This window comes from Nocardiopsis endophytica, assembly GCF_027706725.1.
Classification (GTDB): Bacteria; Actinomycetota; Actinomycetes; order Streptosporangiales; family Streptosporangiaceae; genus Nocardiopsis_A; species Nocardiopsis_A endophytica.
The window spans coordinates 14,732-37,887 of the sequence record NZ_JAQFWQ010000070.1 but is presented as its reverse complement, the minus strand read 5'-3'; the positions used below and the strand labels follow the sequence as shown (position 1 = coordinate 37,887).

At 73.5% G+C, this 23,156-nt stretch carries 19 protein-coding genes; 9 read left to right on the top strand and 10 right to left on the bottom strand.

The genetic code is table 11. From position 1 onward, the window contains the following. Window positions 1-1,110 precede the first annotated feature (1,110 nt). Both O4J56_RS21385 and O4J56_RS21380 read left to right on the top strand, forming a co-directional pair. On the top strand, window positions 1,111-1,338 hold the full coding sequence (locus tag O4J56_RS21385) for a hypothetical protein (RefSeq protein ID WP_270688078.1): 228 nt from the start codon (window positions 1,111-1,113) through the stop codon (window positions 1,336-1,338). 79 nt (window positions 1,339-1,417) lie between these two features. Further along, the gene (locus tag O4J56_RS21380) at window positions 1,418-2,374 is read left to right on the top strand and encodes a cyclase family protein (RefSeq protein ID WP_270688076.1); all 957 of its coding nucleotides are present in this window, start codon (window positions 1,418-1,420) and stop codon (window positions 2,372-2,374) included. Between the two features lie 131 nt (window positions 2,375-2,505). On the opposite strand, the gene O4J56_RS21375 is transcribed toward O4J56_RS21380, so the two are convergent. From O4J56_RS21375 to O4J56_RS21355, 5 genes are all read right to left on the bottom strand, one after another. After that, window positions 2,506-3,543: a LacI family DNA-binding transcriptional regulator gene (locus O4J56_RS21375; RefSeq protein WP_270688075.1), complete on the bottom strand. Its 1,038-nt coding sequence runs from the start codon at window positions 3,541-3,543 to the stop codon at window positions 2,506-2,508. A 106-nt stretch (window positions 3,544-3,649) separates the two neighbouring features. Beyond that, a complete protein-coding gene (locus tag O4J56_RS21370; protein WP_270688074.1) occupies window positions 3,650-4,534 on the bottom strand; it encodes an NAD-dependent epimerase/dehydratase family protein in 885 nt (294 codons plus the stop codon). Between the two features lie 122 nt (window positions 4,535-4,656). Further along, window positions 4,657-5,523, bottom strand: a complete 867-nt coding sequence (locus O4J56_RS21365) for a DUF6807 domain-containing protein (protein WP_270688073.1) — start codon at window positions 5,521-5,523, stop codon at window positions 4,657-4,659. Next, window positions 5,520-6,671, bottom strand: a complete 1,152-nt coding sequence (locus O4J56_RS21360) for a Gfo/Idh/MocA family protein (protein ID WP_270688072.1) — start codon at window positions 6,669-6,671, stop codon at window positions 5,520-5,522. Before O4J56_RS21360 ends, O4J56_RS21365 begins: the two co-directional genes overlap by 4 nt. Next, entirely contained in the window at window positions 6,668-7,945 is a 1,278-nt protein-coding gene (locus tag O4J56_RS21355; RefSeq protein ID WP_408639158.1) for a Gfo/Idh/MocA family protein, read from the bottom strand. Before O4J56_RS21355 ends, O4J56_RS21360 begins: the two co-directional genes overlap by 4 nt. Window positions 7,946-8,321: 376 nt before the next feature. On the opposite strand from O4J56_RS21355, the gene O4J56_RS21350 reads away from it, so the two are divergent. The 3 genes from O4J56_RS21350 to O4J56_RS21340 are packed head-to-tail and all read left to right on the top strand — an operon-like array spanning window position 8,322 to window position 11,583. Beyond that, a complete protein-coding gene (locus O4J56_RS21350; RefSeq protein WP_408639156.1) occupies window positions 8,322-9,323 on the top strand; it encodes a carbohydrate ABC transporter permease in 1,002 nt (333 codons plus the stop codon). Then, on the top strand, window positions 9,313-10,239 hold the full coding sequence (locus O4J56_RS21345; protein ID WP_270688068.1) for a carbohydrate ABC transporter permease: 927 nt from the start codon (window positions 9,313-9,315) through the stop codon (window positions 10,237-10,239). Before O4J56_RS21350 ends, O4J56_RS21345 begins: the two co-directional genes overlap by 11 nt. 30 nt (window positions 10,240-10,269) lie before the next feature. Continuing rightward, window positions 10,270-11,583, top strand: coding sequence for an ABC transporter substrate-binding protein (locus O4J56_RS21340; RefSeq protein ID WP_408639155.1), 1,314 nt, complete (start codon window positions 10,270-10,272; stop codon window positions 11,581-11,583). A 15-nt stretch (window positions 11,584-11,598) separates the two neighbouring features. On the opposite strand, the gene O4J56_RS21335 is transcribed toward O4J56_RS21340, so the two are convergent. After that, window positions 11,599-12,717, bottom strand: coding sequence for an esterase-like activity of phytase family protein (locus tag O4J56_RS21335; protein WP_270688066.1), 1,119 nt, complete (start codon window positions 12,715-12,717; stop codon window positions 11,599-11,601). 142 nt (window positions 12,718-12,859) lie between these two features. On the opposite strand from O4J56_RS21335, the gene O4J56_RS21330 reads away from it, so the two are divergent. From O4J56_RS21330 to O4J56_RS21320, 3 genes are read left to right on the top strand one after another with little or no spacing between them, the layout of a single operon-like run. Then, entirely contained in the window at window positions 12,860-13,336 is a 477-nt protein-coding gene (locus O4J56_RS21330) for a hypothetical protein (protein WP_270688064.1), read from the top strand. A 22-nt stretch (window positions 13,337-13,358) separates the two neighbouring features. Further along, the gene (locus O4J56_RS21325) at window positions 13,359-13,595 is read left to right on the top strand and encodes an SHOCT domain-containing protein (RefSeq protein WP_408639157.1); all 237 of its coding nucleotides are present in this window, start codon (window positions 13,359-13,361) and stop codon (window positions 13,593-13,595) included. A gap of 44 nt (window positions 13,596-13,639) precedes the next feature. Then, complete coding sequence (locus O4J56_RS21320; RefSeq protein WP_270688060.1) at window positions 13,640-15,460, top strand: pentapeptide repeat-containing protein; 1,821 nt, start codon at window positions 13,640-13,642, stop codon at window positions 15,458-15,460. A gap of 254 nt (window positions 15,461-15,714) precedes the next feature. Here the strand turns inward: O4J56_RS21320 and O4J56_RS21315 are convergent, their stop codons facing one another. Then, window positions 15,715-17,829: a phosphocholine-specific phospholipase C gene (locus O4J56_RS21315; protein WP_270688058.1), complete on the bottom strand. Its 2,115-nt coding sequence runs from the start codon at window positions 17,827-17,829 to the stop codon at window positions 15,715-15,717. 160 nt (window positions 17,830-17,989) lie between these two features. Then, on the bottom strand, window positions 17,990-19,720 hold the full coding sequence (locus O4J56_RS21310) for a nitrilase-related carbon-nitrogen hydrolase (protein WP_270688056.1): 1,731 nt from the start codon (window positions 19,718-19,720) through the stop codon (window positions 17,990-17,992). A 498-nt stretch (window positions 19,721-20,218) separates the two neighbouring features. Here O4J56_RS21310 and O4J56_RS21305 point away from each other — a divergent pair, with 498 nt between their 5' ends. Beyond that, window positions 20,219-21,679, top strand: coding sequence for an alanine/glycine:cation symporter family protein (locus O4J56_RS21305; RefSeq protein ID WP_270688055.1), 1,461 nt, complete (start codon window positions 20,219-20,221; stop codon window positions 21,677-21,679). Here O4J56_RS21305 and O4J56_RS21300 read toward each other — a convergent pair. Then, window positions 21,654-22,565: a cytochrome c biogenesis CcdA family protein gene (locus tag O4J56_RS21300; protein ID WP_270688053.1), complete on the bottom strand. Its 912-nt coding sequence runs from the start codon at window positions 22,563-22,565 to the stop codon at window positions 21,654-21,656. The two genes, O4J56_RS21305 and O4J56_RS21300, sit on opposite strands and share 26 nt — an antisense overlap. Next, a complete protein-coding gene (locus O4J56_RS21295; RefSeq protein WP_270688052.1) occupies window positions 22,565-23,140 on the bottom strand; it encodes a redoxin domain-containing protein in 576 nt (191 codons plus the stop codon). Before O4J56_RS21295 ends, O4J56_RS21300 begins: the two co-directional genes overlap by 1 nt. Window positions 23,141-23,156: the final 16 nt, after the last annotated feature.

Below are 23,156 nucleotides of genomic sequence, written 5' to 3'. Positions count from 1 at the left end.
TCTCGGGGAAGTCGGGGTTATCGTGTCCGGTTTAACCCCGACTTCCCCGAGATCATCGTGGAGGGGGCCGTCCGGGCGGTGCATACCGGGCATGCCGGGCGGCGGGGGAGGGGGTCGGGCATCCTGCGTCGTGAAATCGACGCTTTTAGATGGATCGGGCGTCGGTTTCACGACCCAAGTTTGCCCCAGGGGGCCCGGAGTGCCCGGAAGGCGGGTTTCGGTCGAGTCGCTACTGGTCTGGCGCCTGGTTTGTCCGGTTCTGAGGGGGTCGGGTCTCCTTCTGGGCCCTGTTCGGCGGCTGGACCGGCCGTGCGGGCGTCGCGGGTGCACGGTCATCGCGGTACCAGAACGGGATTCGGTGTCAGTGGGGCCCTGAATGGCGCATCGGGGCCGTTTTCCCGGCTCTGTGTCACTGTCTGTAGTCGATATCGGGCTTGTGTGGGCCTCGGGCGTGCGGCCGAGGCGTCCGGGCGGCCTTGTTGTCGCCCCGGGCGGTGATCCTGTTGGGGTGAACGGGCATGAATCGGGCATCCTGTTCCCGAATCCCGTTCTGGTGTCGTCGCGTTCGTCGCCCAGGAGCCTGCGTGGGTGTCGCGGAGCGCGCATCCTGCCCCTTGCCGCCCTTAACGCGGAGTGTTCGCCCAGGTCACGACCCTGCTGGGGTTCGCCGTGTCGGCTCGACAGCCGTCCCGGGCGACGGAGAGCGCGATCCCGCCCCCCACCGCCTTCCCGGACCACCCGGGGCCCGCCGGACGGGCGACCGGGCCGGGAACCGCCCTGCTCACTCCGTCGCCGCCATCACCGGTGACCACGCACACGCCGGACGGCCGACGACGCTGCCGGAAGGGCCGCAGGCCTTTCGTCGCCGCCCTCCACCTCACATCCCGGCTACCCGCCTCTCGGCCGGGCCGGTGAGCGGGGTACCAGCTCTTCCGCCGCTGCCGACCACGGTGACTACGCGCGCGCTGCACCCGACAGCGCTGCCGGAGGGAAGCGGAGACGAGGCGGCTCCTGCGGCCGGGGACTACCGCGTCGGAGGGCTCGGGTCGGCCGCGGAGCCGGCCGCTCCGCACCATCGAGGCGGCGAGTCCGCCGACATGCGCCCGGTCGATGTGGCCGACCGGACGCGGCCTGGGACCTGCGCTGGCGGCGTTCGACGCGGACCGGCGTCCCCGCTGCCGGGCGATCACCCGGCAGGCGGCCGTCATCGCGCGCATCGGGGCCGACCTCGGCGGCGGCCTGCGCCAGTCGGTGCGCAACGCCGGGTTCCGGCTCCTGCCCGGCCGCGCCCTGGCACGGGCCGGGGCCCCGCTCGTCCAGTGGACGCCCCCGGCCTGAACGACCGGCCGGTGCGGGCGGCGGTCCAGCGGTAGCCTGCCCCTACCCGAACCGCGCGACCGGAGGAGTCGATGCCCGGATGACGGCAGAGCGGCCACGACCGACACAGGACGACGTGTTCGGGTACTTCGACACGCTGTCGAACTGGGGGCGGTGGGGCGACGACGACGAGCTCGGCACCCTGAACCACATCACCGACGGCGTCCGGCTGGCGGCGGCGCGGTCCGTGCGCCACGGCAGGAGCGTGTCGTGCGCGTGGGAGGTCACCGCGCCGCAGGAGATGGAGCGCTCGACGACGGTGTGCCCCTGCGCGGCCGACATGCCCGGAGCAGAGGACATGCCCGTGCCCCGGTTCCGCGACGACCGGCGCTGGGGGTTCGCCAACGAGCAGGTCTCCCTCAACTTCCACGGGAACACCGTCACCCACATCGACGCACCGTGCCACATCCTCTGGGACGGCGAGATGTACAACGGGCGGCCGCACTCGTCGGTCGGCGCCTCGACGGGATCGGGGTGGGCGGCCGTCACGGCGGCGGCGAACGGGATCATCACGCGCGGCGTCCTGCTGGACGTCACCGCGGTCCGCGGCGTGCCGTGGCTGGAACCGGGGCAGGGCGTGTTCCCCGAGGACCTCGAGGAGGCCGAGCGCCGCCAGGGCGTGCGGGTGCGGTCCGGCGACGCGGTGCTCCTGCGCACCGGCGGCGGCCGCGTCCGGCACGAGGGAGGTGCGGCCGGCGGCATCACGCAGGCCGGCTGGCACGCCTCCTGCCTGCCGTGGCTGCACGAGCGGGAGGCCGCCCTCATCGGCGCCGACACCCCTCAGGACGTTCAACCGTCGGGGTATGACGGCGTGCTGATGCCGGTCCACGCCGTGAGCCTGGTCGCGATGGGCCTGTGGATGCTCGACAACTGCGACCTGGAGGCGTGCGCGGCGACGGCCGCCGAACTCGGCCAGTGGGACTTCCACCTGTCGGTCGCCCCGGTCCGCTTCGCCGCCACGACCGGCAGCCCGGTCAACCCCATCGCCACCTTCTGACCCCGCCCACAAGGCGCCAGGGGCATCGAGGGCGGCGGTATCGCCGCCTTCCCGCCCCTGAAGCGTCCATTCCACGGCGCCGGACGGCCGGGCAACCGACCGCGGTCCGACCTGCGGCACCCGCCCCGCCGCTACGCCGGGGGCGCCGTGCTGTCCCGCAGGACCACCTCCGCCCCCGCCGGGACCCTCCTCGGCTCGGCGGCCGGGGCCTCGGCCAAGGCCAGCCTCGCCGCCTCCTGGCCCATCCACTCCAGCGGCAGCCGCACCGTCGTCAGGGACGGGATCAGGTCCCGCAGCGTCGGGATGTCGTCGAACCCCGCCACCGACAGGTCCTCCGGCACCCGCAGGCCCGCATCGCGCAGGGCCGCGATCGCGCCCGTCGCCATCACGTCGTTCACCGCGAACAGGCACGTCGCGTCCGTCCCCGCCGCCAGCAGGCGCTGCGTCGAGGCGTACCCCCCGTCACGGGTGAAGGCCCCGTGCACCACGTCGTGGTAGGCGGGCTCGATCCCCGCCTCCGACAGCGCGCCGTGGAACCCGTCCAGCCGGTCGCGCGCCGTGCGCAGGTCCGGCGGCCCCGCCAGCACCGCGAACCGCCGGTGCCCCATCGTGATCAGCCGCCGCGCGAGGTCCGCCGCGCCCTCCCGGTTGGCCGGGACCACCGTGTCGGCCGGCAGCCCGCCCTGCGACACGCACGCCACCCGGCCGCCCTGGGCGGTGAACCGCTCGATCTCGGCGGCCAGGTTCCGGTTCCCCGCCTCGTCCACCGTCCTGGTGCCCGCCAGCACCACGGCCTTGGCCCGGTGCGCCCTGAGCGTGGCCAGGATCTCGGTCTCCCGCTGCGGAGCGCGCCCCGTGGTGCCCAGCACCACCACCAGCCCCTCCTCCTCGGCGCGGCCGGTCACGCCCGCCGCGATGCTGGAGAAGTACGGGTCGGCGATGTCGTGCACGATCAGCCCGACCAGGGAGCTGGAATTGCGCGCCAGCGCCTGCGCCGAGGCGTTGGGCAGGTACCCCAGCTCGCCCGCGCTGGCCAGCACCTTCTTGCGCAGCTTCTCGCCCACCTGCCGGGTGCTGCCGTTCAGCACCCGCGAAGCGGTCGCCAGCGAGACCCCCGCATGCTGGGCGACCTGCTCCAATGTGACGTTGCCGCTGCTCTGGCTGTCCACTTGCGGTGTCCTCCCCGCCCCCCGGTTCGCGAACGCTCGCCGCCCGGCTCGTCCCGTGGCGCGCGGATCGCGCCCACTCCGGACGGAAAACTTTTTCCTGGCTTTCCTAGGATCGTAGCCGCTCGCGCCAGGTGCGTCGGGGGATCCAGCCCAGCAGCCGGCGGGCCTCGGCGCTGGAGAACGCCGCCCGCCCGGGCGCCAGCGACGCGGCCGCCGCGGCGGTCCCCGGGTGGAACCGGGGCAGCAGCTCCGACAGCGGCCCCTCGGCCATCGGGTCCTCGGCGATGGCGTGCAGCACCCGCCCCTGCGCCGCCCCCGAGGCGTCCTCGGCGATCAGCGCGAACAGCTCGGCGGCGTCCTCGGCGTCGACGTAGTTGAACAGCGACGCCGCCGCCAGCTCCGGGCGGGCCAGCCGCTCGGCCACCGTGTGCCCCTGCTGCGTGGGCGCCCCCTCCCACTCCTCGGGCGCGATGACGTACCCCGGGCGCACCGCGGTGAACACGCACCCGCCGTCGGACGAGCGGGCCAGCGTGCGCACCGTCTCCTCGATGACCGCCTTGCTCAGGCCGTAGGCGTGCACCGGCGCCACCGGGTGCCCCTCGTCGAGCGGCAGCCGCTCGGGCGCCCAGTCCGCGGGTCCGTACCCGAACACCGTGGGGGAGGAGGCCGCCGCCACCGACCGTGCACCGTGCGCGCGGGCGTCGTCCAGCACCCCCCACGCCAGCCGGGCGTTGACCGCCACCGTCTCGGCGCCCGGCCGGGCGTGCGGCACCGCGATCCCCGCCAGGTGCGCCACCGCCTCGGGCCGGACGTCGGCGAACACCCGCGCCCGCGCTCCGTCGTCCAGCAGGTCGACCTCGCGGAATTCGACCCCGGGCCGCTCCGGGCCGGGGGACGCGTCCACCGACGTCACCTCGTGGCCGCGCCGGGCGAACACCTCGACCACGCTCCGGCCCAGCCGCCCGGACCCTCCGGTGACCAGCACGCGCATTCCAAGAACCGCCTTTCGTGTTGTGAAGGGGAGGGGCAGGGGAGAGGAGGGAGGGAGAGGCAGGGAGAGGGGGAACGGGGAGTGGAAAGGAGTTCTCCAGGCCCCCCGCCCGGCGGGGCCGGCTACCCCGGCAGGGCCGCCACAAGGCGCCCCGCCTCCTCAGGGGACAGGTGCCCGTCAGCCACCACGACCGCCCAGCCGCGCTCCACCACGCCCCCGTCGGCCACGCGGAGCACCTCGTCCCAGGCCAGCGACGTGCCCACCCCCGGGTACTCGGCGGCCCGGATGAACCACGGGTCCCGCACGGCCCCCGTCTGCGCGAACACCAGCGTCCACGGCCCCCCGGCCGGAGCGGTTCCCGACAGCGCCACCCACTCCGCCCGCGACCCGTGCAGCTCCGCCTCGCCCCCGGGCCCCGAACCGAAGCACTCCGGCGCCTCTTCGGCGATCGGCGCCCGCCAGAACAGGCCGCCGTACCCCGCGCCCGGCCGCCCGTTGGTCGCCGGGCTCCCGATCACCAGCTCCCGGCCCGCGGTGTTGCGCAGCCGCGTCCGCATCCGGAGCACCCATGCCCCGTCCGTCGCAGGCGCGGCCGACGCCGTGCGCTCCTCGCTCAGCAGCTCCCCGCCGTCCGGCCCGGTCCAGGACAGCTCCTCGACCCGCCGGTCCGGGGCCTCCTCCAGCCACCGCACGTGCTCCTGGCGGCCGTGGTTGTCCAGCATCACCGACCCCCGGTCCCGGGTGAAGGTGCGCCCGCCCCAGAAGCTGGCGCCGTCGACGTCGGCCACGGTCACCCCCGTCCCCAAGTGGTGCCGGTGGTCGTCGGGGAACACCTCGGTCACCGCGGTCCCGCCCAGGGTGCGCACCGGGTGCAGGTGGGCCCGGGGCGACAGCCCGGGGGCCACGCCGGCGCCCGACCGCAGCTCGGCCACGGGCAGGCCGGACACGTTCAGTGCGGGGACGGGCCGGTCGCTCTGCGGAGCCGTCATGCTCGGCCGCCTTTCCCGGCGGCCCACGGCGCGCCGATCTCGGAGAACAGGGCCACCCGCTCGGCGCAGGCGAACACCGCCGCGTCCACGCCGCGCACCGTGCGCCGCAGCCCCTCGTCGGTCACCTCGGTCACCTGGGCGTCCGCGGGGACCGGCTCGGGGTCCGGGGCGGTGCGCACCGCCTCCAGCACCCCCATGAACCCGGCCACCGCCCTGGGCGGCACCAGCAGCCGGGCGCCCCCGTCGGCGTGGTCGAGCAGGTTCTCCAGCAGGTCGGTGCGCGGGTGCACCGACACCCGCTCCTGGCGCCCGCGCCGCAGCACCACCCGGTCGCGGGTGTACTCCAGCACGATGCTCCCCTCCGAGCCGTGCACCGTGAGGAACGGGTCGCGCGCCTGCTCGGCGCAGAGCGTCACCGCCACCGCCACCGGCGGCCCGCCGCGGGTGCGCACCCGCACGCACGAGGTGTCGTCGGCCTCGATCGGGTGCGCGTGGAAGAGCTCGGCCTCCACCCCCTCGGGCGGCGTCCGGTCGGCCCCGGCCACGGCCAGGGCGGTCGCCACCGCGTGCGCGAAGGGGTTGGTCAGCGCCCCGTCGACCACGTCGCGCCCGTCCAGCCGTCGGCGCCCGGCCCAGTCCGCGCGCGCGTAGTAGGCCGAGGTGCGCACCCAGGTCCCGGCGGCGCCGATGCCGCGCACCTCGCCGACCGCCCCGTCGGCGACCATCCGGCGCACCGCCGCCACGGCGGCCGACCCCAGGCTCTGGAACCCGATCTGGCAGGCCGGCCCGGCCGCGTCGGCGGCGGCGCACAGCGCCTCGAACTCGGCGGCGCCGGCCGCGGGCGGCTTCTCCAGCAGCACGTGCGCCCCGTGCTCCAGGGCGGTGCGGGCCAGCGGCAGGTGCGTGTGGATCGGGGTGGCGATCACGGCCGCCCGGGCGCCGGTGCGCTCGATCAGGCCGCCCAGGTCGTCGGAGACCGGGACCGGCCCCAGCCCCTCCAGCCCGGCGTCGGCGAGCGGGGCCCGCTCGCACACCCCCACCAGGCGCACCCGCCCGGCGTCGGCGAGCCGGCGCAGGTTGCGCAGGTGGGAGCGGCCGTGGCCGTTGGCGCCGGCGAGCACGACCGGGACGGGGCCCTCCCCGGTCACCGGTGGCCTCCGGCGTCCGGCAGCAGGCCGGCGGGGAGCAGGCCGTCGATCCGCTCCGGCGCCCCCGAGGCCATCGAGGCGTTGGCGGCCAGCCCGGTCAGCAGCGCCCGGGCGCCGTCGGCGTCGTCCGGCCGGATCCCGTCGTCGCCGCCGCCGAAGAGCGAGTCGAGCATGCGCACGTCGCCGCCGCCGTGCGTCCCCTCGCCCACCTGTACCGGGATCTCCTCCGCGGGCCGCCAGTGGTTGCGCAGCACCAGCCGGGAGACGGTGGACTCCTTGGGCGCGGGCATCCCGCGCACCGGCGCGGCCCCGTCGCCGGGCGGCGGGGTGGAGGGCACCTCGGTCACGTCAAGCTCCAGCCGCCCCTTGCTGCCGGTGAAGGCGACCCGGTAGCCCTCCCACGGCGAGTAGGCCGCCAGGTGGTAGCTGAGCCGCACCCCGGTGTCGTAGCGCACCAGCACCGACATGTCGTCCTCGATGGTGATGCCGGGCCCGAACACGTTGAGGTCGCGCCGGTAGCCGTCCTCGTGCTCGGCGTCCAGGTAGAGCGCGGTCAGGTCCGGGCTGTCGGCCATGTGCAGCGCGAACGGGTCGCCCTGGGCGCCGGGGGCGCTGTGCGCGCGCTCGTACTCGGAGGCCAGCCCGTGCCGCCGGCCGTTCTCCTCGCCGTAGAAGAACAGCCCGCCCCAGGCGAAGACCTCCTCCGGGCGCGCGCCGGTCCACCAGTTGACCAGGTCGAAGTGGTGCGAGGCCTTGTGTACCAGCAGCCCGCCGGACTGGCGCTTGTCGCGGTGCCAGCGGCGGAAGTAGTCGGCGCCGTGGCGCAGGTCGAGCAGCCACTCGAAGTGCACCGACCCGATCTCGCCGATCGCCCCGTCCCGGAGCATCCGGTGCACCTGCCGGTGGACGGGGTTGTAACGGTAGTTGAAGCCGACCGTGACGCGGCGCCCGGTGGCGCGGCGGGCCTCGGCGATGCGGCGGCACCCGTCGAGGTCGGCGGTCATGGGCTTCTCGGTGATCGCGTCGCACCCCGCCTCGAGGGCGGCGACGACGTAGTCGGCGTGCAGCCGGTCGACGGTGCACACGATCACCTCGTCCACCCGGTGCTCGGCGAGCATCGCGCCGAACTCCTCGGGCGGGTGCGTCGCCGCCTCGGGAGCGCCCTCCTCGGCGAGGATCGCGTTGTGCACCGCCATGCGTGTGCGGTTGGGGTCGCACAGCGCCACGAGCCGTCCCAGGTGGGCGTGGGTGGTGGCGAGCGCGTGGGTGTACATCCGGGCCCGGGATCCGGTGCCGACGATGGCGTACCGTCTGGGCCCTTGCTGCTGCGCTGGATCGTTCACCCCCCTGACGGTAAACGCTTTCCCGGGATTTGGCCAGAGGGGCCCAGTGAAGGCGGAGCGGGAACCGCGTGGCCATCGTGGCCAGCAGGGGTGAACCGTTGACACCCCTGTAACGCGGTGCTAGAAACGGAGCATTCTATTCCATGGATAGCGCTTACCAAGGCATTCGCCCCCGTGGCGGGGTGTGGCCTCGCCCACGTTCCGCCGGAGGGCCTCCGACACCCCCGGACCGACGAGATTGGCGGTCGCGAAACATGAGCGCAGAAAGCGGATTCCGGCGCTCCCCCGCAGGGGGAGGTGGGCTCCGGTGACCGCGGTCCTCAACAACCGTCCCGCCGCCGGCGCCGACCGCGGCGGGGCCGGCGGGACCGGCGGCGGCCCCCGGCTCCCGAGGCCGGGCCGCGAGGCGGCCGCACGGCGGCGGAGGGAGTCCCTGACCGCCTACGGCTTCCTCGCCCCCTGGTTCCTGGGGCTCGGGCTGATCACCATCGGGCCGATCATCGCCTCGCTGTACTTCTCCTTCACCGACTACAGCCTCATCGGCGGCGCCGACTGGGTCGGGCTGGAGAACTACCGCCGAATGCTGGACGACCCCCGCCTCCACCAGTCGCTGGCGGTCACCTTCAAGTACGTCTTCATCTCGGTGCCGCTCCAGCTCGCCATGGCGCTCGCCCTGGCCATGGTGCTGGACCGGGGGGTGCGCGGCCTGCCGCTGTACCGGTCGGTCTACTACCTGCCCTCACTGCTGGGCGGAAGCGTGGCCGTGGCCATCCTGTGGCGCCGCATCTTCGGCGCCAACGGGCTGATCAACCAGATCCTGGAGTCGGCGGGCGGGCTGTTCGGGCTGAGCCCCTCCCTGCCCGGCTGGGTGTCCGACCCCGAGTACGCACTGGGCACCCTGATCATCCTGAACGTGTGGACCTTCGGCGCGCCCATGGTCATCTTCCTGGCCGGGCTCCGCCAGATCCCCCGCATGTACTACGAGGCCGCCCAGGTGGACGGCGCCGGGCCGGCGCGCCGGTTCTGGTCGGTCACGGTCCCCCTGCTCACCCCGATCATCTTCTTCAACCTCGTGCTGCAGATGATCAACGCCTTCCAGACCTTCACCCAGGCGTTCGTCGTCAGCGGCGGTACCGGGGGGCCGTCGGACTCGACCCTCTTCTACACGCTCTACCTGTACCAAGAGGGGTTCGGCTCGTTCAACATGGGCTACGCCTCGGCGATGGCCTGGCTCCTCCTCATGATCATCGGAGGGTTCACCGCGGTGAACTTCCTCGCGTCCAAGTACTGGGTCTTCTATGGCGATTGACGAGACGGGCACGCGCGCCCGAGTGCGCGACGGGCGCGGCGACCGGGACCAAGAGCGCGCGCGGCGCCGCGAGGCGGCCGAGCGGAGCGAGCGCATCCGCAGGTTCTTCATCCACGCGGGTCTGATCCTCTTCGGGCTGGTCATGCTGTACCCGCTGCTGTGGATGCTGGCCAGCTCCTTCAAGCCCACCGAGGCCATCTTCCGCGACCCCGGGCTGTGGCCGGGCGCGGACTTCACCGCCGGGAACTACGGCGACGGATGGACCGCGCTGGAGTACCCCTTCCACCACTACGTCATCAACTCGCTGATCGTGGTGGGCGCCTCGGTGGTGGGCAACCTGATCGGGTGCTCGATGGCGGCCTACGCCTTCGCCCGGCTGGAGTTCTTCGGCAAGAAGCTGTTCTTCGCCGTCATGCTCATGACGATCATGCTGCCGGTGCACGTGGTGATCGTGCCGCAGTACATCCTGTTCGCCAACCTGGGCTGGATCAACACGTTCCTGCCGCTGATCGTGCCCAAGCTGCTGGCCACCGACGGCTTCTTCATCTTCCTGATGGTGCAGTTCATCCGAGGGCTGCCGCGCGACCTGGACGAGGCGGCGCGCATCGACGGCTGCGGCCACGTGCGCATCTTCTGGCGGATCATCATGCCGCTGAGCCTGCCCGCGCTGGCCACCACGGCGATCTTCACCTTCATCTGGACCTGGAACGACTTCTTCGCCCAGCTCATCTTCCTGACCTCGCCGGACATGTACACGGTGCCGGTGGCGCTGCGCACGTTCGTCGACTCCACCACCCAGACCTCCTGGGGGCCGCTGCTGGCGATGTCGGTCGTCGCCCTCGGCCCGGTCTTCGGGTTCTTCCTCGCCGGTCAGCGGTACCTCGTCCGGGGCATCGCCACGACCGGGATCAAGTAGTCCCCCCACGTCCGAAGGGATCCCCCCGACATGGCAGCACGCAAGCGCGGAGCACCCCCTGCCCGCTCTGCCCGGAGAATGCTGGCCGTCCCCGCCACCGCCGCCGCGGCCGCCCTGCTGGCCGCCGGGTGCGGAGGCGGCGGCGCCGACGGCGAGGTCGAGCTCCGCTTCTCCTGGTGGGGCGCGGACGACCGGCACGAGGCCACCCAGGAGGTCATCGACCTCTTCGAGGAGAAGAACCCCGGCATCACGGTCACCGCCGAGTACACCGACTGGGAGGGGTACTGGGACAAGCTGGCCACGAGCACGGCCGCCAACGACATGCCCGACGTGGTCACCATGGAGGAGCGCTTCCTGCGCGAGTACTCCGACCGGGGGGCGCTGGCCGACCTCAACGAGCTGGAGGGCCTGGACACCTCCAACGTCGACGAGCTGGTGGCCTCCTCCGGCGACGTGGACGGCCAGAAGTTCGGCGTGGCCACAGGCGTCAACGTGCTCTCCGTGATGGCCGACCCGGCGCAGTTCGAGGCGGCGGGCGTGGAGATCCCCGACGATGGGGCGTGGACGTGGGAGGAGTACGTCGCCACCTCCGCCGAGATCACCGAGGCCAGCGGCGGCGACATCTACGGCTCGCAGGCCATGGGGTACAACGAGAGCTCGTTCAACATCTACGCCCGGCAGCACGGGGAGGCGCTCTACGCCGAGGACGGCTCCCTCGGGTTCAGCAAGAAGACGCTGGAGGACTGGTTCGGCCTGGTCGCGCAGATGCAGGAGGAGGAGGCCCAGCCCACCCCGGCCGAGAACGTGGAGATCGAGGCCGGCGGCCCCGACCAGTCGGTGATCTCCACCGGTTCGGGCGCCATGGCCCACTTCTGGTCCAACCAGCTGGCCGCCATCTCCGGCGCCGCCGAAGGCGACGTGGAGCTGTTGCGCTACCCCGGTGAGACCGAGTTCGACCGCACCGGCATGTACTTCAAGCCGGCCATGTACTACTCGGTCTCGGCCGGGAGCGACCACCCGGAGGAGGCGGCGAAGTTCGTCGACTTCCTGCTCAACGACGTGGACGCGGGACGGATCATCCTCGCCGACCGCGGCCTGCCCGCCAATACCGAGGTGCGCGCGGCGATCACGGAGGACCTGGACGAGGCCGGGACCCGCTCGGCCGAGTTCGTCGAGGAGCTGCGCCCGGACATCGTGGACGGCCCGCCCCCGCCGCCGATCGGCGCCGGCGACGTCGTGGAGATCACCAGGCGGATCGTCGACGACGTCCACTTCGGCGAGATCACCCCTGAGGAGGCGGCCGACCGCTTCATCAAGGAGGTCGAGGCGGCCACGCAGCAGTAGGGCGCCGCCCGCGCGTCAGTCCAGCGCGACGGCCACCACCTGGGTGACCTGCCCGGAGGAGAAGTTGTCGTCGGACACGAGCACCAGGGTGCGGCGGCCGTCGTCCAGCCGCGGCCCCCACGTCATGCCCTCGACGTTGTCGACGTGCTCCAGGCCCAGGCCTCCCAGGTCGAACACCGGCTCCTTGCCGGCGATGAGCCGGTGGTCCGGGTCGCCGGGCAGCTCGCGCACGCGCGACACGTCGGGCGCCGCGCCGAGGTCGGTCCGGTACACCCGCACGCTGTTGCCGACCCCCTGGACGAAGTCGCGCTCCAGCACCAGGAACTCCCCGGGGGACTCGGGGTCCTCCAGGATCGAGGTCACCCCGTTCTCGGCGTGCCCGTCGGCGGGGTCGGGCTCGGCGGCGGCCGGGTCGGCGGGGTAGGCGTGCTGGGAGAGCAGGCGGCCGCGGCGGTCGGTCACGGTGATGCGCACGGGTGCGCCGTTCTCGGGCGAGGTGCGTGGGCCGTCCTGGTAGAGCGGGCCCTCCATGGCGGTGACGACGGTCCCGTCGGAGGCCAGGTCCATCCCCTCGAAGGTGAGGTTGGCGCGCGGCCCGGTCTCGTGGCGGCTCATGCGCAGCCGGGGGTGGGCCGGGGGCAGCGCGCGCCGGGTGCGGCCGTCGGCGCCGGCGGCACGGACCTGCGGGTCGCGGAGCACGGGGCGGCCCTCGCCGACGCGGCGGTCGCCCTCGGTGGTCCACCACACCTTCCCGGTGGCCGGGTCGATCCGCACCGACTCGGGGTCGACGGTCCGCGGCGCGTAGGGGCGGCCGGAGCGGTCCCGCAGCGTGGTGGTGCCGGTGAAGGCGACCCCGTGCACCCCGTCGGCGTCCACATCGATCCGGGCGGTGTAGAAGCGGGCGGGGGAGTGCTCCGAGCGGTCGTCGCTGATCAGCACGTAGTCGCCGGTGCGGGGGTCGCGGTCGATGCCGGACAGCCCGCCGACGGGGGTGTCCTGGAAGCGCGTGCCGTGCTCGACGACGGCCGACCCGAGCAGCTCGGCGGCGGGTGAGGCCTGGGCGGGGGAGACGGGGGAGGCCGCGAGGGCGGCCGCGGCGGTGGCGGCCGTGACGGCGGCGGTGTACCTCTTCACGCTCCGGCACCCTACGGCGCACCGGCCACGCAGGGGTGAGCGCCCGGTGGCCGGATCGTGCCGCACGGGCGACCGGTGGCGGTCGCGCCCGGGGCCGGGCGGGCCGACCGGGTAGGGAACGGGGGAGCGGAAGGAGTCCACCATGCAGCCCCCTTCGGGAAGCCCTCCGGACCAGTATCCCCCTCCGCCCCCGCCCGGCACCGTCACCGCGGTGCGGGTGCTGCTGATCATCGGCGGCGTCCTCGGGGCGCTGGCCGCCGTGGCAGTGGCCGTCGGCATGGCCGTCGTGCCGCCGCTCGTCGCGGAATCGCCCGAGGTGCGGGAGGGCCTGGAACAGGAGGGCATCGATCCCGGGGCCCTGATGGGGACGATGCTGTTCGCCCTCGTCCAGTCCCTGGTCTACGGGGGCGTCGCGCTGGTACTGGCGTTCCAGGCCAAGCGCCGTACGGCAACCGTGTACCTGGCGACGGTGGCGTTCTTCGCGTTGGCCGTGGTGTACACGCTCGGCGCCATGGTGCTGGAAGGGCAGACCTACGTGCTGGCGCTGCTGTTCAACGTGGCGGCGCTTGTGCTGTTGTTCCTCCCGGCCACGCGCGAGCACTATGGGGTGGGCACCTGAACGCGCGGAGGGCGTGATGGCGATGATGATGCTCCTCGCACTGGCGGCGGCCGCCGCCGTGGGGGTGGCGGTGGGCTGGCTGCTGGCGACGGCCGTGCAGCCGGGCCGCCAAACGAGCGCCTCGGCGCTGCCACCCTCTGAGGGGCGTCCGCGCCTGGACTCGGCCTTGGAGGAACTGCGCCACCGCTACGCCCGGGGCGAGATCGACCGCGAGGAATACCTCCAACGCAAGATCGACCTGGAGACCGACTGGGACTGAGGCCGGAGCATTCGGCAGGGGGCGCCTTCCGCTAGACATGGGGGATGCACACCACCATCGACTGGGACACCTGCGTCGCGGAGGAGGGATGCCGCGGTATCCGGGCCGCAGGGACGGATATGTGCCTCGCGCACCTGGACTCCGATGCCCTGGACGCGTTCCTCGCAGGTCTGGAGCCGGGGAGCGACCTGGACCTCTCGGGGACCGCGATCAGCACGGGCCTCTTGGGCCCCCTGCTCGACGCGCTCAGGGACGAGGACGGGTGGGCGGTCCTCGGGCATGCCCGATTCACCGAGGCGCGCTTCACGGGCGGCACAGGATTCGGGGATGTGCACTTCAGAGGCAACGTGTGGTTCGAGGGCGCCCATTTCGAACACAATGCAGGGTTCTCCGCCACGCAGTTCGACGGGCTCGCCAGGTTCGCGGGGGTGCGCATCGAGGGCGATGCGTGGTTCATGGGTGCGAACTTCGAGGACAATACTGACTTCACGGACGCGTACATCGGGGACAGGGCCTTTTTCAGTGGTGTGCACTTTGGGGGCTATGCGATGTTCGCAGGCGCCCACTTCGCCGATGACGCTTCGTTCGGGGCTGTGGATTTCGCGGGCGACGGCCTGTTCGTCGGCGCGCGCTTCGAGGGGAGCACAGACTTCGCGGACGCGTGCTTCGGGCGCAGCGCCGATTTCCGCGGTGCGGAGTTCAACGATTCCTCTTCCCTCACCATCGTCGCCGCCGAGCAGGTGGACCTCTCCGGCGCAGCGTTCGCTTCGCCCGTCGCCCTGGGGGTCGATGCCTCCGGACTCGACCTCCGAGGGGCCGCCTTCCCCTCGGGAGTGCGTCTGGAGCTCAGGCGCGCCGCCGTCGACCTGGAGGGGGCCCGGATCGAGGGGCCCACAACACTTTCGGGCGGGTCCCGGCCGATGGCCTCGGAGGAGGATGGGCCTCCTATCGGAGAACCGCTCCCGCCCGGGCGGAGTCCGCGGCTCCTGTCCCCTGCGAGCGGCGCCGAGCGGATGCCGGTGGTGGTGTCCCTGCGGGGTGTGGACTGCACGAACCTGACGCTCAACGACGTGGACCTGTCCTCGTGCCGCTTCGCCGGAGCCATGAACGTGGCCGCCCTCGGCCTCCAGGGCCAATGCGTCTTCGCCCGTCCGCCGAGGACGCGCGGCGGCCGGTTCGGCCGGCTGGTGCGGTGGTCGCGGCGCCGCGTTCTGGCCGAGGAACGCGAGTGGCGCACCGCCATGGGGTACCGCGGCTGGGTGGACGACCCTGACGAGGCCGAGTACCTCGTCGGCCTGGAGCGCCCCGAGGTGTCTGCCGAGCAGATGGCCGACCTCTACCGCAGCCTGCGCCGCGCCCTGGAGGACAACGCCGACCAGCCCGGGGCCGCCGACTTCTACTACGGCGAGATGCTGTTCCGCGCCCGTGCCGTCTCCACCCCGTCGGCCGAGCGGGCGATCCTGTGGGCCTACTGGGCGTTCTCGGGGTTCGGGCTGCGCGCCTTGCGCGCGCTCGCGGCGCTGGCGGTCCTGGTGGCCGTGACCACGGCGGTGCTGGCCGGGTGGGGGATCCCGGACAAGGCGCCTCAGCAGCGGGTGGAGTTCACACTGCCGCCCGGCGCGAGCGGCGGGCAGGTGGCGGCCGAGATCGACACGCCCTCGGCCGGGCTCCCGGACCGGGAGGACCGGTGGACGGGCGACCGCTTGGAGAAGGCCGCGCGGATCGCGATGGGGGCCGTGGTGTTCCGCGACGCGGGCAAGGAGCTGACCGACGTGGGCGCCTGGACGGTGGTGGTGTCCCGGTTCACGGGGCCGGTACTGCTGGCGCTGGCGGTTCTGGCGGTGCGCAACCGGGTGAAGCGGTGACCGGACCCCGACCCCCATACGTGGTCGGGGTCCGCCCGTTCCGGGTATTGATCCGGTGTTCCGTCCCCCGCCCCGGTGCGTGCCGGGTGAGTCCAGGAGTCGAATGTGCCTGGCCGTGCGCATCGCTGCGCTCGTGCCCGCCGTGATGTTCGGTGCGTTGTGGGCGGTGGTCGCCCCCGCCTGAGCCTCCGAGGTCACATCCGTGGACCTGTGGTGGCGGGCCCGCCGCTCGGCCCCTGGTCCCGGTAAGGGCGTCAGCCGGTGACGCTCTCCTTTCCGTTCTCGATGTGGCCGGCCATGCGGCGGAGGAAGGCGTCGTCCCCCGCGACGGCCACGGTCAGGTCGTACCAGCCCTCGGCCGGGGAGGTCGGCCAGTTCTCCGTGTGCTCCGCGCCGGGGGCCACCCGGACCGTCTTCGCGGGCTTGCCCGCACCCTCCGTGTACGCGTTCGGGGTGAGGGTGAACTCCAGCTCGGCGTCCCCGCTGTTGGCCAGGGTGACGGCCAGCCTCCGCCCCTTCGCGTGGACCCGGGTCCGCACGCCTGCCGCCGAGCCCGGGGCGCCGGCCTCCGCCGACCCGGCGAACTCGCGTCGGAACCCGTTCGGGCCGACCACGGTGAAGTCGTAGCCGTCCCCGGAGACCGGCACCGTCCACTCCTCGCCCTCGGCTCCCGGGGCGACGTCGCGGTGCTGCGGGGCGTCGAACTCACCGCCGTACGGGAACAGCGCCATGTGCACGCCGGACGCGCCGTCGTTGGAGGCGCTCAGCGCCACCTCCCGCGCCTCGGGGTCGAACTCCCCGTCCAGGTCGGGCTGGTAGGGCAGGGGGCGGGCCGGGCGCGTGCCCGGCTCCTGCTCGGGGATGCGCCCCTCGGCCGGGGGCAGCGGACGCCAGCGGCCGGTGAACTCCGGGATCTCGCCGGGCTCGGCCACGCCGGGCTGCGGGCGCCCGCGCGAGAAGTCGAACGCGCCGGTCAGGTCGCCGCAGACGCTCCGCCGCCACGCTGTGATCGCGGGCGCCTCGACCCCGGTCAGCCGCTCCAGGAAGCGCACCTGGGAGGTGTGGTCGAAGACCTCCGAGCAGACGTAGCCGCCCACCGTCCAGGGGGAGACGACCAGCAGCGGCACACGGATGCCCAGCCCGGTCGGCGCGCCCTGCCAGTGCTCCTCCTCCACGCCCGGCGGAGGGACGGGCGGCGGCACGTGGTCGAAGAACCCGTCGTTCTCGTCGAAGGAGATGATGACGGCGGTCTTCTTCCACACCTCGGGCGACGACGCCAGCGCGTCGAGCACCTTGTAGGTGATGGTGGCGCTGTGCACCGGTGACGAGACGCTGGGGTGCTCGGACTCCCCGGAGTTGGGCACCAGGTAGCTGATCCGGGGCAGACTCCCCGCCTCGACGTCGGCGCGGAAGGCCTCGGCCAGGGACCCGGGGCGGCCGCGGCGCAGCCCGCGCTCGTACAGCTCCCGCTCGTCATCGGACAGCGCCTCGACGCCCTCCTCCAGCAGGGCCAGCTTCTCCTTCTGCTCCTCCTCGGGCAGGTCGGCCACCTCGCCGTAGAACTCGGTGAGGCCGCTGTACCCGCCCGCCTTCGACAGCGCCTTGCGCGCGACGGCCTTGAAGGACGCGAAGAAGTCGAGGTTGTTGTCGGTGAAGTTGTCCCATTCCTGGTAGACGCGCCAGCTCACGCCCGCCTTCTGCAGGTGCTCGGGGTAGGTCGTCCAGTCGTACCCCGGGTGCCGCCCCTCGTCGTAGGCGTCGTTGCCGACCGCGCGCCGCCCGTCGGCCTCGAACCCGGTCCACCCGCTCACCCAGTGGTTGCGGTTGGGGCTGGTGGAGGTGTGGATGGAGGAGAAGTAGGCGTCGCACACCGTGAAGGTGTCGGCCAGCTCGAACTGGAAGGGGATGTCCGCGCGGTCGTAGTGGGCCATGGTGGCGGCGGTCTTGGCGCCGGTCCACCCGTCCATCCAGCCGTCGTTCCAGGCGGCGCGGCCCCCGTCCCAGGAGTGGTCGAGGTCGCCGATGTACTGCAGGTCCTCGTTCTGCCGCTCGGCGGCCGCGCGCACCGAGAACGGCGGCACCGGCGCGGCCTTCGTGCCCTGCTCGAACACGCTCCGCCCGTCGCGCAGCCGCACCGCGTTGCGGTCGCCGAAGCCCCGGACGCCCTGCAGGGTGCCGAAGTAGTGGTCGAAGGACCGGTTCTCCTGCATGAGCAGCACCACGTGCTCGACCGCGTCGAGCCCGCCCTCGGGGGCCGGTTCGGCGAGCGCGGCCCGCAGCGACGGGGGCAGCAGCGACGCCGCTGCCGCCCCCGCCGCCCCGGCGGCTCCCGCCTGCAGCAGCCTCCGCCGAGAGATGTCCAGGGTCATGGGGGATTCTCCTTCCGTTCCGCCTCGCCGGGACGACTGTTCCGTCCCACCGGCCCCGGGGCCAGGGCCCAGGCGACGCTAAAGAGCGGGGGAGACACGGAAGCGACCCTCGGGTGGAAACCAGGAGAATTCCGTCAAGGGGGACGTGCCGCCGGTGCCGTCACCCCCAGCGGCTGGTGATCGGCAGGCGGCGGTCGCGTCCGAGGGCGCGCTTGGTGATCTTGGGCCCCGGGGGGTAGGCGCGGCGCCGGTGCTCGGCCCGGTCGACGAGGCGGACGGCCGTGCGGACGAGTTCCGGGTCGAAGCCGTCGGCGACCAGGTCCTGGACGCCCTTGTCGGTGCCGATGTAGGCCTCCAGGAGCGCGTCGAGCACCCGGGGGTCCGCGTCCGCGGCGGCGCCGGCCCGGCCGTCGTCCCGGGCGAGGCACTCGGCGGGGACCGGCTCGGGCGCGCCCTCGGCGGCGGCACGGGTGTTGCGCCATCGCGCCAGCTGCTCCACCAGCGTCCGCCAGCAGTCGCGGAGCGGGGCGAACGCGCCCGCGTGGTCTCCGTGGTGCGCGGCGGTGCCGATGGCCAGGTCCGTCTTGTCGCCTGTGGCCAGCACCAGGTGCCCCTCCTGCCGGGACAGCGCGGCCACCAGCCCGCCCCGGGCCTGCCCGCCGAGCGCCGCCGCGTCCGAGGGGGTCCCGACGGCCGCGCCGTAGGCGTCCACCAGCCCTTGCACCGAGCGCACCCGGACCGCAGCGCCCTGCGCGGCGGCGGCCTTCTCCGCGGCGTTCAGCGCCTCCTCCCGGGCGCCGGGGCCGGGCATCACCACGGTGTGCACGCGGTCGGCCCCCACCGCGTCCGCGGCGATCGCCGCGGTCAGGGCCGCTCCCGCGCCGCCGTCCGCGCCCACGGCGACCGAGGCGAAGCCGTTCTTGCGCACGTGGTCGCGCACGGCCACGACCAGTGCCCGGTAGACCTCGCCGGTGTCGTCCAGCGGGTCCGGGCTCGGCGTGACCACCGGCGCCCGCGCGGCACCGGAGGCGCCCGGCCGCCCGCCGACCGTGTGCCGGACGATGCGGAAGCCCCCGGCCTCGTCGGGAAGGTGCGCCTCGTCCGGCCCCTCGGGCAGTTCGACGTCGGTGGTGTGCAGCGCCTCCTCGAACCGGGGCGCACGGGAGACCAGCTCGCCGTGCGCGTCCACCACCAGGGAGTCGCCCTCGAACACCAGGTCGTCCTGGCCGCCGGTCATGTTGACGTAGCCGACGGCCGCGCCGGTCTCGCGGGCCCGGCGCCGGCACAGGTCCAGCCGGACGCCGCCCTTGCCCCGCTCGTAGGGGGAGCCGTTGAGGGTGATGAGCATGCCCGCCCGCGCGGCGCGGACCGCCGCGACCGGGCCGCCGTCCTGCCACAGGTCCTCGCAGACGGCGAAGGCGATGTCGGCGCCGTGCAGGCGGACGACGGGCAGCGTGTCGCCCGGGACGAAGTAGCGGAACTCGTCGAAGACCCCGTAGTTGGGCAGGTGGTGCTTGGCCGAGACGAGCCGGACCGCGCCCCCGTGCAGCAGCGCCAGCGCGTTCTGCGGCGCGCCCGCGGGCTGGCCGAAGGGCGCCGACCCGCCGACGCGGCGGTCGAGGAAGCCCACGACCACCGGGAGGCGGCCCAGGCCGTCGGCGGCGAGGCGTTCGGCGAGGCGGTGCACGGCCTGGATGGAGGCGGCGACGAAGCCGTTGCGCAGGGCCAGGTCCTCGACCGAGTAGCCGGTCACCGCCATTTCCGGGAAAACCGCCAGATGTGCGCCGTCGTCGGCGGCCCTGCGGGCGTTCTCGGCGATGGCGTCGCAATTTCCTTCCAGATCTCCCACGGTGGGGTTGATCTGGGCGAGGGCTATCCGAAGTTGTACCACGGCGGCGATCGTAGCGAATGGTTTAACACGGACGAAACATGTCACGTGTGTATTACATGGGATGATCCTGTCGTCTGCGATCGACGGTCCGTGCAGGTGAGCGCGGGGTCCATGCTGTGATGCTCGTCACTGGAGCAGGTTTCCGTTAATTCTGTTTCCATTTTCTCGGATGCTCCGGCGGGCCCCGGTTTACCTGGAGTTAATGCACGGCAGCGCCCCCGTTCATCGCTTTCCCGCCGGTTACCGACCGGTCCGTTCGCCGGGGGCGGTGCGCCGTCGTGACCGGTGGGAGGAACGTCCCCTTCGTGGTCGATCTTGCGGGAACGCCGAATTTGCCGTTACCTGTCCTGCGGCGCTCGTCACATGCGCCTCTGTCCGGACGCGAAGAACGACCCCGCGGCCCCGTGCACGGGCCTTGCGGTGGACGCGGCGGGCGTGCGCCGAGCACGCCCGCCGCGGAAGGACAACGACGTCTCCACCGACGAAGGGAGCCCCCCAGTGGACGCCTTGGACTCCGAGGTCACCGCGCTCAGCGACGCGTTCTGGGCCTACCTGCTGATCCCTGTCCTGCTGGTGCTCAGCATCTACTTCACGGTCCGCTCCGGCGGCGTGCAGTTCCGCATGCTGCCCGAGATGTTCCGGGCCATGCGGGCGGCCCCCGGCCGCGCCCCCGACGGAGGGCGGCCGATCTCCGCCCTGCAGGCGTTCGCGGTCTCGGCCGCGGCCCGCATCGGCACCGGGAACATCGCCGGCGTGGCCACCGCCATCGCCCTCGGCGGCCCCGGGGCCGTCTTCTGGATGTGGTCCATGGCGCTGGTCGTCGGCGCCGCGAGCTTCGTCGAGTCCACCCTCGCCCAGCTCTACAAGGTGCGCGACACCACCGGCTACCGCGGCGGCCCCGCCTACTACATGCAGGCCGGGCTCAACGCCCGGTGGATGGGCGTCCTCTTCGCGGTCGTCATCACCGTCACCTTCGGCCTGGTCTTCAGCAGCATCCAGAGCAACACCATCGCCGGGGCCCTGGTGAACACCGCCCGCACCGCGGGCCTGCCGGAGACCTCCTGGCTGCCCTACGCGGTCGGCGCCCTCGTCGCCGCCCTGACCGCGGTGGTCGTCTTCGGCGGCGCCCGCCGCATCGCCCGCGCCGCCACCCTGCTCGTGCCCGTCATGGCCACCGTCTACATCGCCATGGGGCTGGTGATCATCGCGATGAACGCCGCCCAGGTGCCCGCGATGGTCGGCGAGATCGTCGCCCACGCCTTCGGGCTCCGCGAGATCGCCGCCGGCGGTGTGGGCACCGCCATCGTGCAGGGCATGCGCCGGGGCATGTTCTCCAACGAGGCCGGTCTGGGCTCGGCCCCCAACGCCGGCGCCAGCGCCGCCGTCAGCCACCCGGTCAAGCAGGGGCTCGTGCAGACCCTCGGCGTCTACTTCGACACCCTCCTCGTCTGCTCGACCACGGCCTTCATCATCCTGCTGTCCGAGCCGACCTACACCGAGGAGGCCGGGCCCACGCTCACCCAGAACGCCATGGAGGCCAACCTGGGGCCCTGGGCGCTGCACGTGCTGACCGCGGTCATCCTCCTGGTGGCCTTCACCTCCGTCCTGGGCAACACCTTCTACGGCTCGTCCAACGTCGCCTTCATCAGCCCCAGCCCCCACGCCGCGACCGGCTTCCGCCTCGCGGTGGTGGCCGCGGTGTTCCTCGGCGCGATCGGGTCGGGCGGGCTGGTGTGGACCCTGGGCGACCTCACCATGGGGGTGATGGCGCTGGTCAACCTGGCGGCCCTCGCCCCCTTGGCCGGGACCGCCTGCCGGCTGCTCTCCGACTACGTCCAGCAGCGCAGGGAGGGCCGGGACCCGGTGTTCACCCGGGACCGGATGCCCGGGCTGACGGGCGTCGACTGCTGGGAGGAGAGCGACGTGGCCGCCTTCAGGGACCGTGCTCGCGTGGACTGACCCCGCTCCCGTCCGCGGCCCTGGACCGGGAGCGCAGCAGGGCGGTCGCGCCCGCGGCCGCCACGAGCACCGCCAGGGCCGCCAGCAGCGCCCCCGGGCCCACCTCCTGCAGGGCGCGCGCCAGCGCCGCCTGCACCGACGTCGCCGCGCCGATCACGGGGTCCTGCGCGGGCGCCCCGGACAGCACGCGCACCTCGAACCAGCCGTAGTAGGCCACGTAGGCGCCCGCGGCCACCAGCAGCGCCCCGCTCGCCCGGTTCACGTACGGCAGCGCGCGCTTCATCCGCGCGGCCAGCCCGTCGCGGGCGAGCGCGGCGGCCACCGTCAGCACCGCCACCACCAGGGCCATCCCGGCGGCGTAGACGCCGAACACCCCGGCCGCCGCCGCTGCGCCCCCGGCGGCGGCCGCGCTGGCCGTCACCGCCAGGAACGGCCCGACGGTGCAGGACAGCGACGCCGTGGCGTAGGCGGTCCCATAGGCCGCCGCCCAGCGCAGCGACCGGGTGGGCCTGCCCGGGGACGGCGCCCGCACCCCGGGTACCGCCAGTGGCCGCCCGCTGAGCAGCCACACCCCCAGCGCCACCAGCAGCACCCCGATGACCACCGTCACCCAGGGCAGGTAGCGCTCCAGCGACAGTGCCAGCGGGACGGCGACCAGCGCGAACAGCCCGAACACGGCGACGAACCCGGAGGTCATGGCGGCCGTCGTGGCCAGCGCGCGGCCCAGCGCCGCCCCGCGCCCGGCGCGCGCACCGGGCGCATCGGGCGCACCGGGAGCGTCGGCGACCAGCAGCGCCACATACCCGGGCAGCAGCGCGAACCCGCACGGGTTGAGCACCGCCAGCATCCCGGCTGCCAGCGCGATCGCGATCGGGAGCTGTTCCATCACTCGCCCAGAACCTCGGAGGAGATCCGCTCGTCCAGGTCCTTCTCGCTCATCGTCCCCGAGTAGGTCAGGAAGGTGCCCGAGTCGCGCAGGAAGGAGAAGGAGGGCTGGATCGTCACCTCGAAGCCGGACCAGATGGACCCGTCCTCGTCGACGATGTGCCGCATCCCGTCGGTGCCGGTGGACTCGACGAACTCCTCCATCTCGGGAACCCCGCCCTGGCCCGCGACACCGATGAACTCCACCTCGCCGTCGTAGCGCTCGGCGGCCTCGGCCACGCTCGGCGCCTCGCCCTTGCACACGGTGCACCAAGGCGCCCAGAACCACAGCACGACCGGCTCGCCCTGCAGGTCCGCGCCGTCGATCTCGCCCCCGCCGACCAGCGGTGCCGAGAAGTCCAGCGCGGCCGGCGCGCCGCCGCCGGAGCCGCCCGCGCCGCCGTCGGCGGAGGGGGAGCCCGCCGCGCCCGGGCCGCCCCCGTCGCCTCCGTCCGGGGCACCGCATCCGGCCAGCGCCAGCACGGCGGCCGCCGCCGCGGCGGTTCCGTGAAGGGGGCGGAGGGGTGTGCGTTCCATGGTCACCTCGTCTTCG

What these genes read in the sequence shown, in the direction of transcription:
- O4J56_RS21385 (WP_270688078.1), top strand. Translation starts at nt 1,111, where the DNA reads ATGTGGCCGACCGGACGCGGCCTGGGACCTGCGCTGGCGGCGTTCGAC.
- O4J56_RS21380 (WP_270688076.1), top strand. Translation starts at nt 1,418, where the DNA reads ATGACGGCAGAGCGGCCACGACCGACACAGGACGACGTGTTCGGGTAC.
- O4J56_RS21370 (WP_270688074.1), bottom strand. Translation starts at nt 4,534, where the DNA reads ATGCGCGTGCTGGTCACCGGAGGGTCCGGGCGGCTGGGCCGGAGCGTG.
- O4J56_RS21365 (WP_270688073.1), bottom strand. Translation starts at nt 5,523, where the DNA reads ATGACGGCTCCGCAGAGCGACCGGCCCGTCCCCGCACTGAACGTGTCC.
- O4J56_RS21355 (WP_408639158.1), bottom strand. Translation starts at nt 7,945, where the DNA reads ATGTACACCCACGCGCTCGCCACCACCCACGCCCACCTGGGACGGCTC.
- O4J56_RS21345 (WP_270688068.1), top strand. Translation starts at nt 9,313, where the DNA reads ATGGCGATTGACGAGACGGGCACGCGCGCCCGAGTGCGCGACGGGCGC.
- O4J56_RS21340 (WP_408639155.1), top strand. Translation starts at nt 10,270, where the DNA reads ATGGCAGCACGCAAGCGCGGAGCACCCCCTGCCCGCTCTGCCCGGAGA.
- O4J56_RS21330 (WP_270688064.1), top strand. Translation starts at nt 12,860, where the DNA reads ATGCAGCCCCCTTCGGGAAGCCCTCCGGACCAGTATCCCCCTCCGCCC.
- O4J56_RS21325 (WP_408639157.1), top strand. Translation starts at nt 13,359, where the DNA reads ATGATGATGCTCCTCGCACTGGCGGCGGCCGCCGCCGTGGGGGTGGCG.
- O4J56_RS21320 (WP_270688060.1), top strand. Translation starts at nt 13,640, where the DNA reads ATGCACACCACCATCGACTGGGACACCTGCGTCGCGGAGGAGGGATGC.
- O4J56_RS21315 (WP_270688058.1), bottom strand. Translation starts at nt 17,829, where the DNA reads ATGACCCTGGACATCTCTCGGCGGAGGCTGCTGCAGGCGGGAGCCGCC.
- O4J56_RS21300 (WP_270688053.1), bottom strand. Translation starts at nt 22,565, where the DNA reads ATGGAACAGCTCCCGATCGCGATCGCGCTGGCAGCCGGGATGCTGGCG.
- O4J56_RS21295 (WP_270688052.1), bottom strand. Translation starts at nt 23,140, where the DNA reads ATGGAACGCACACCCCTCCGCCCCCTTCACGGAACCGCCGCGGCGGCG.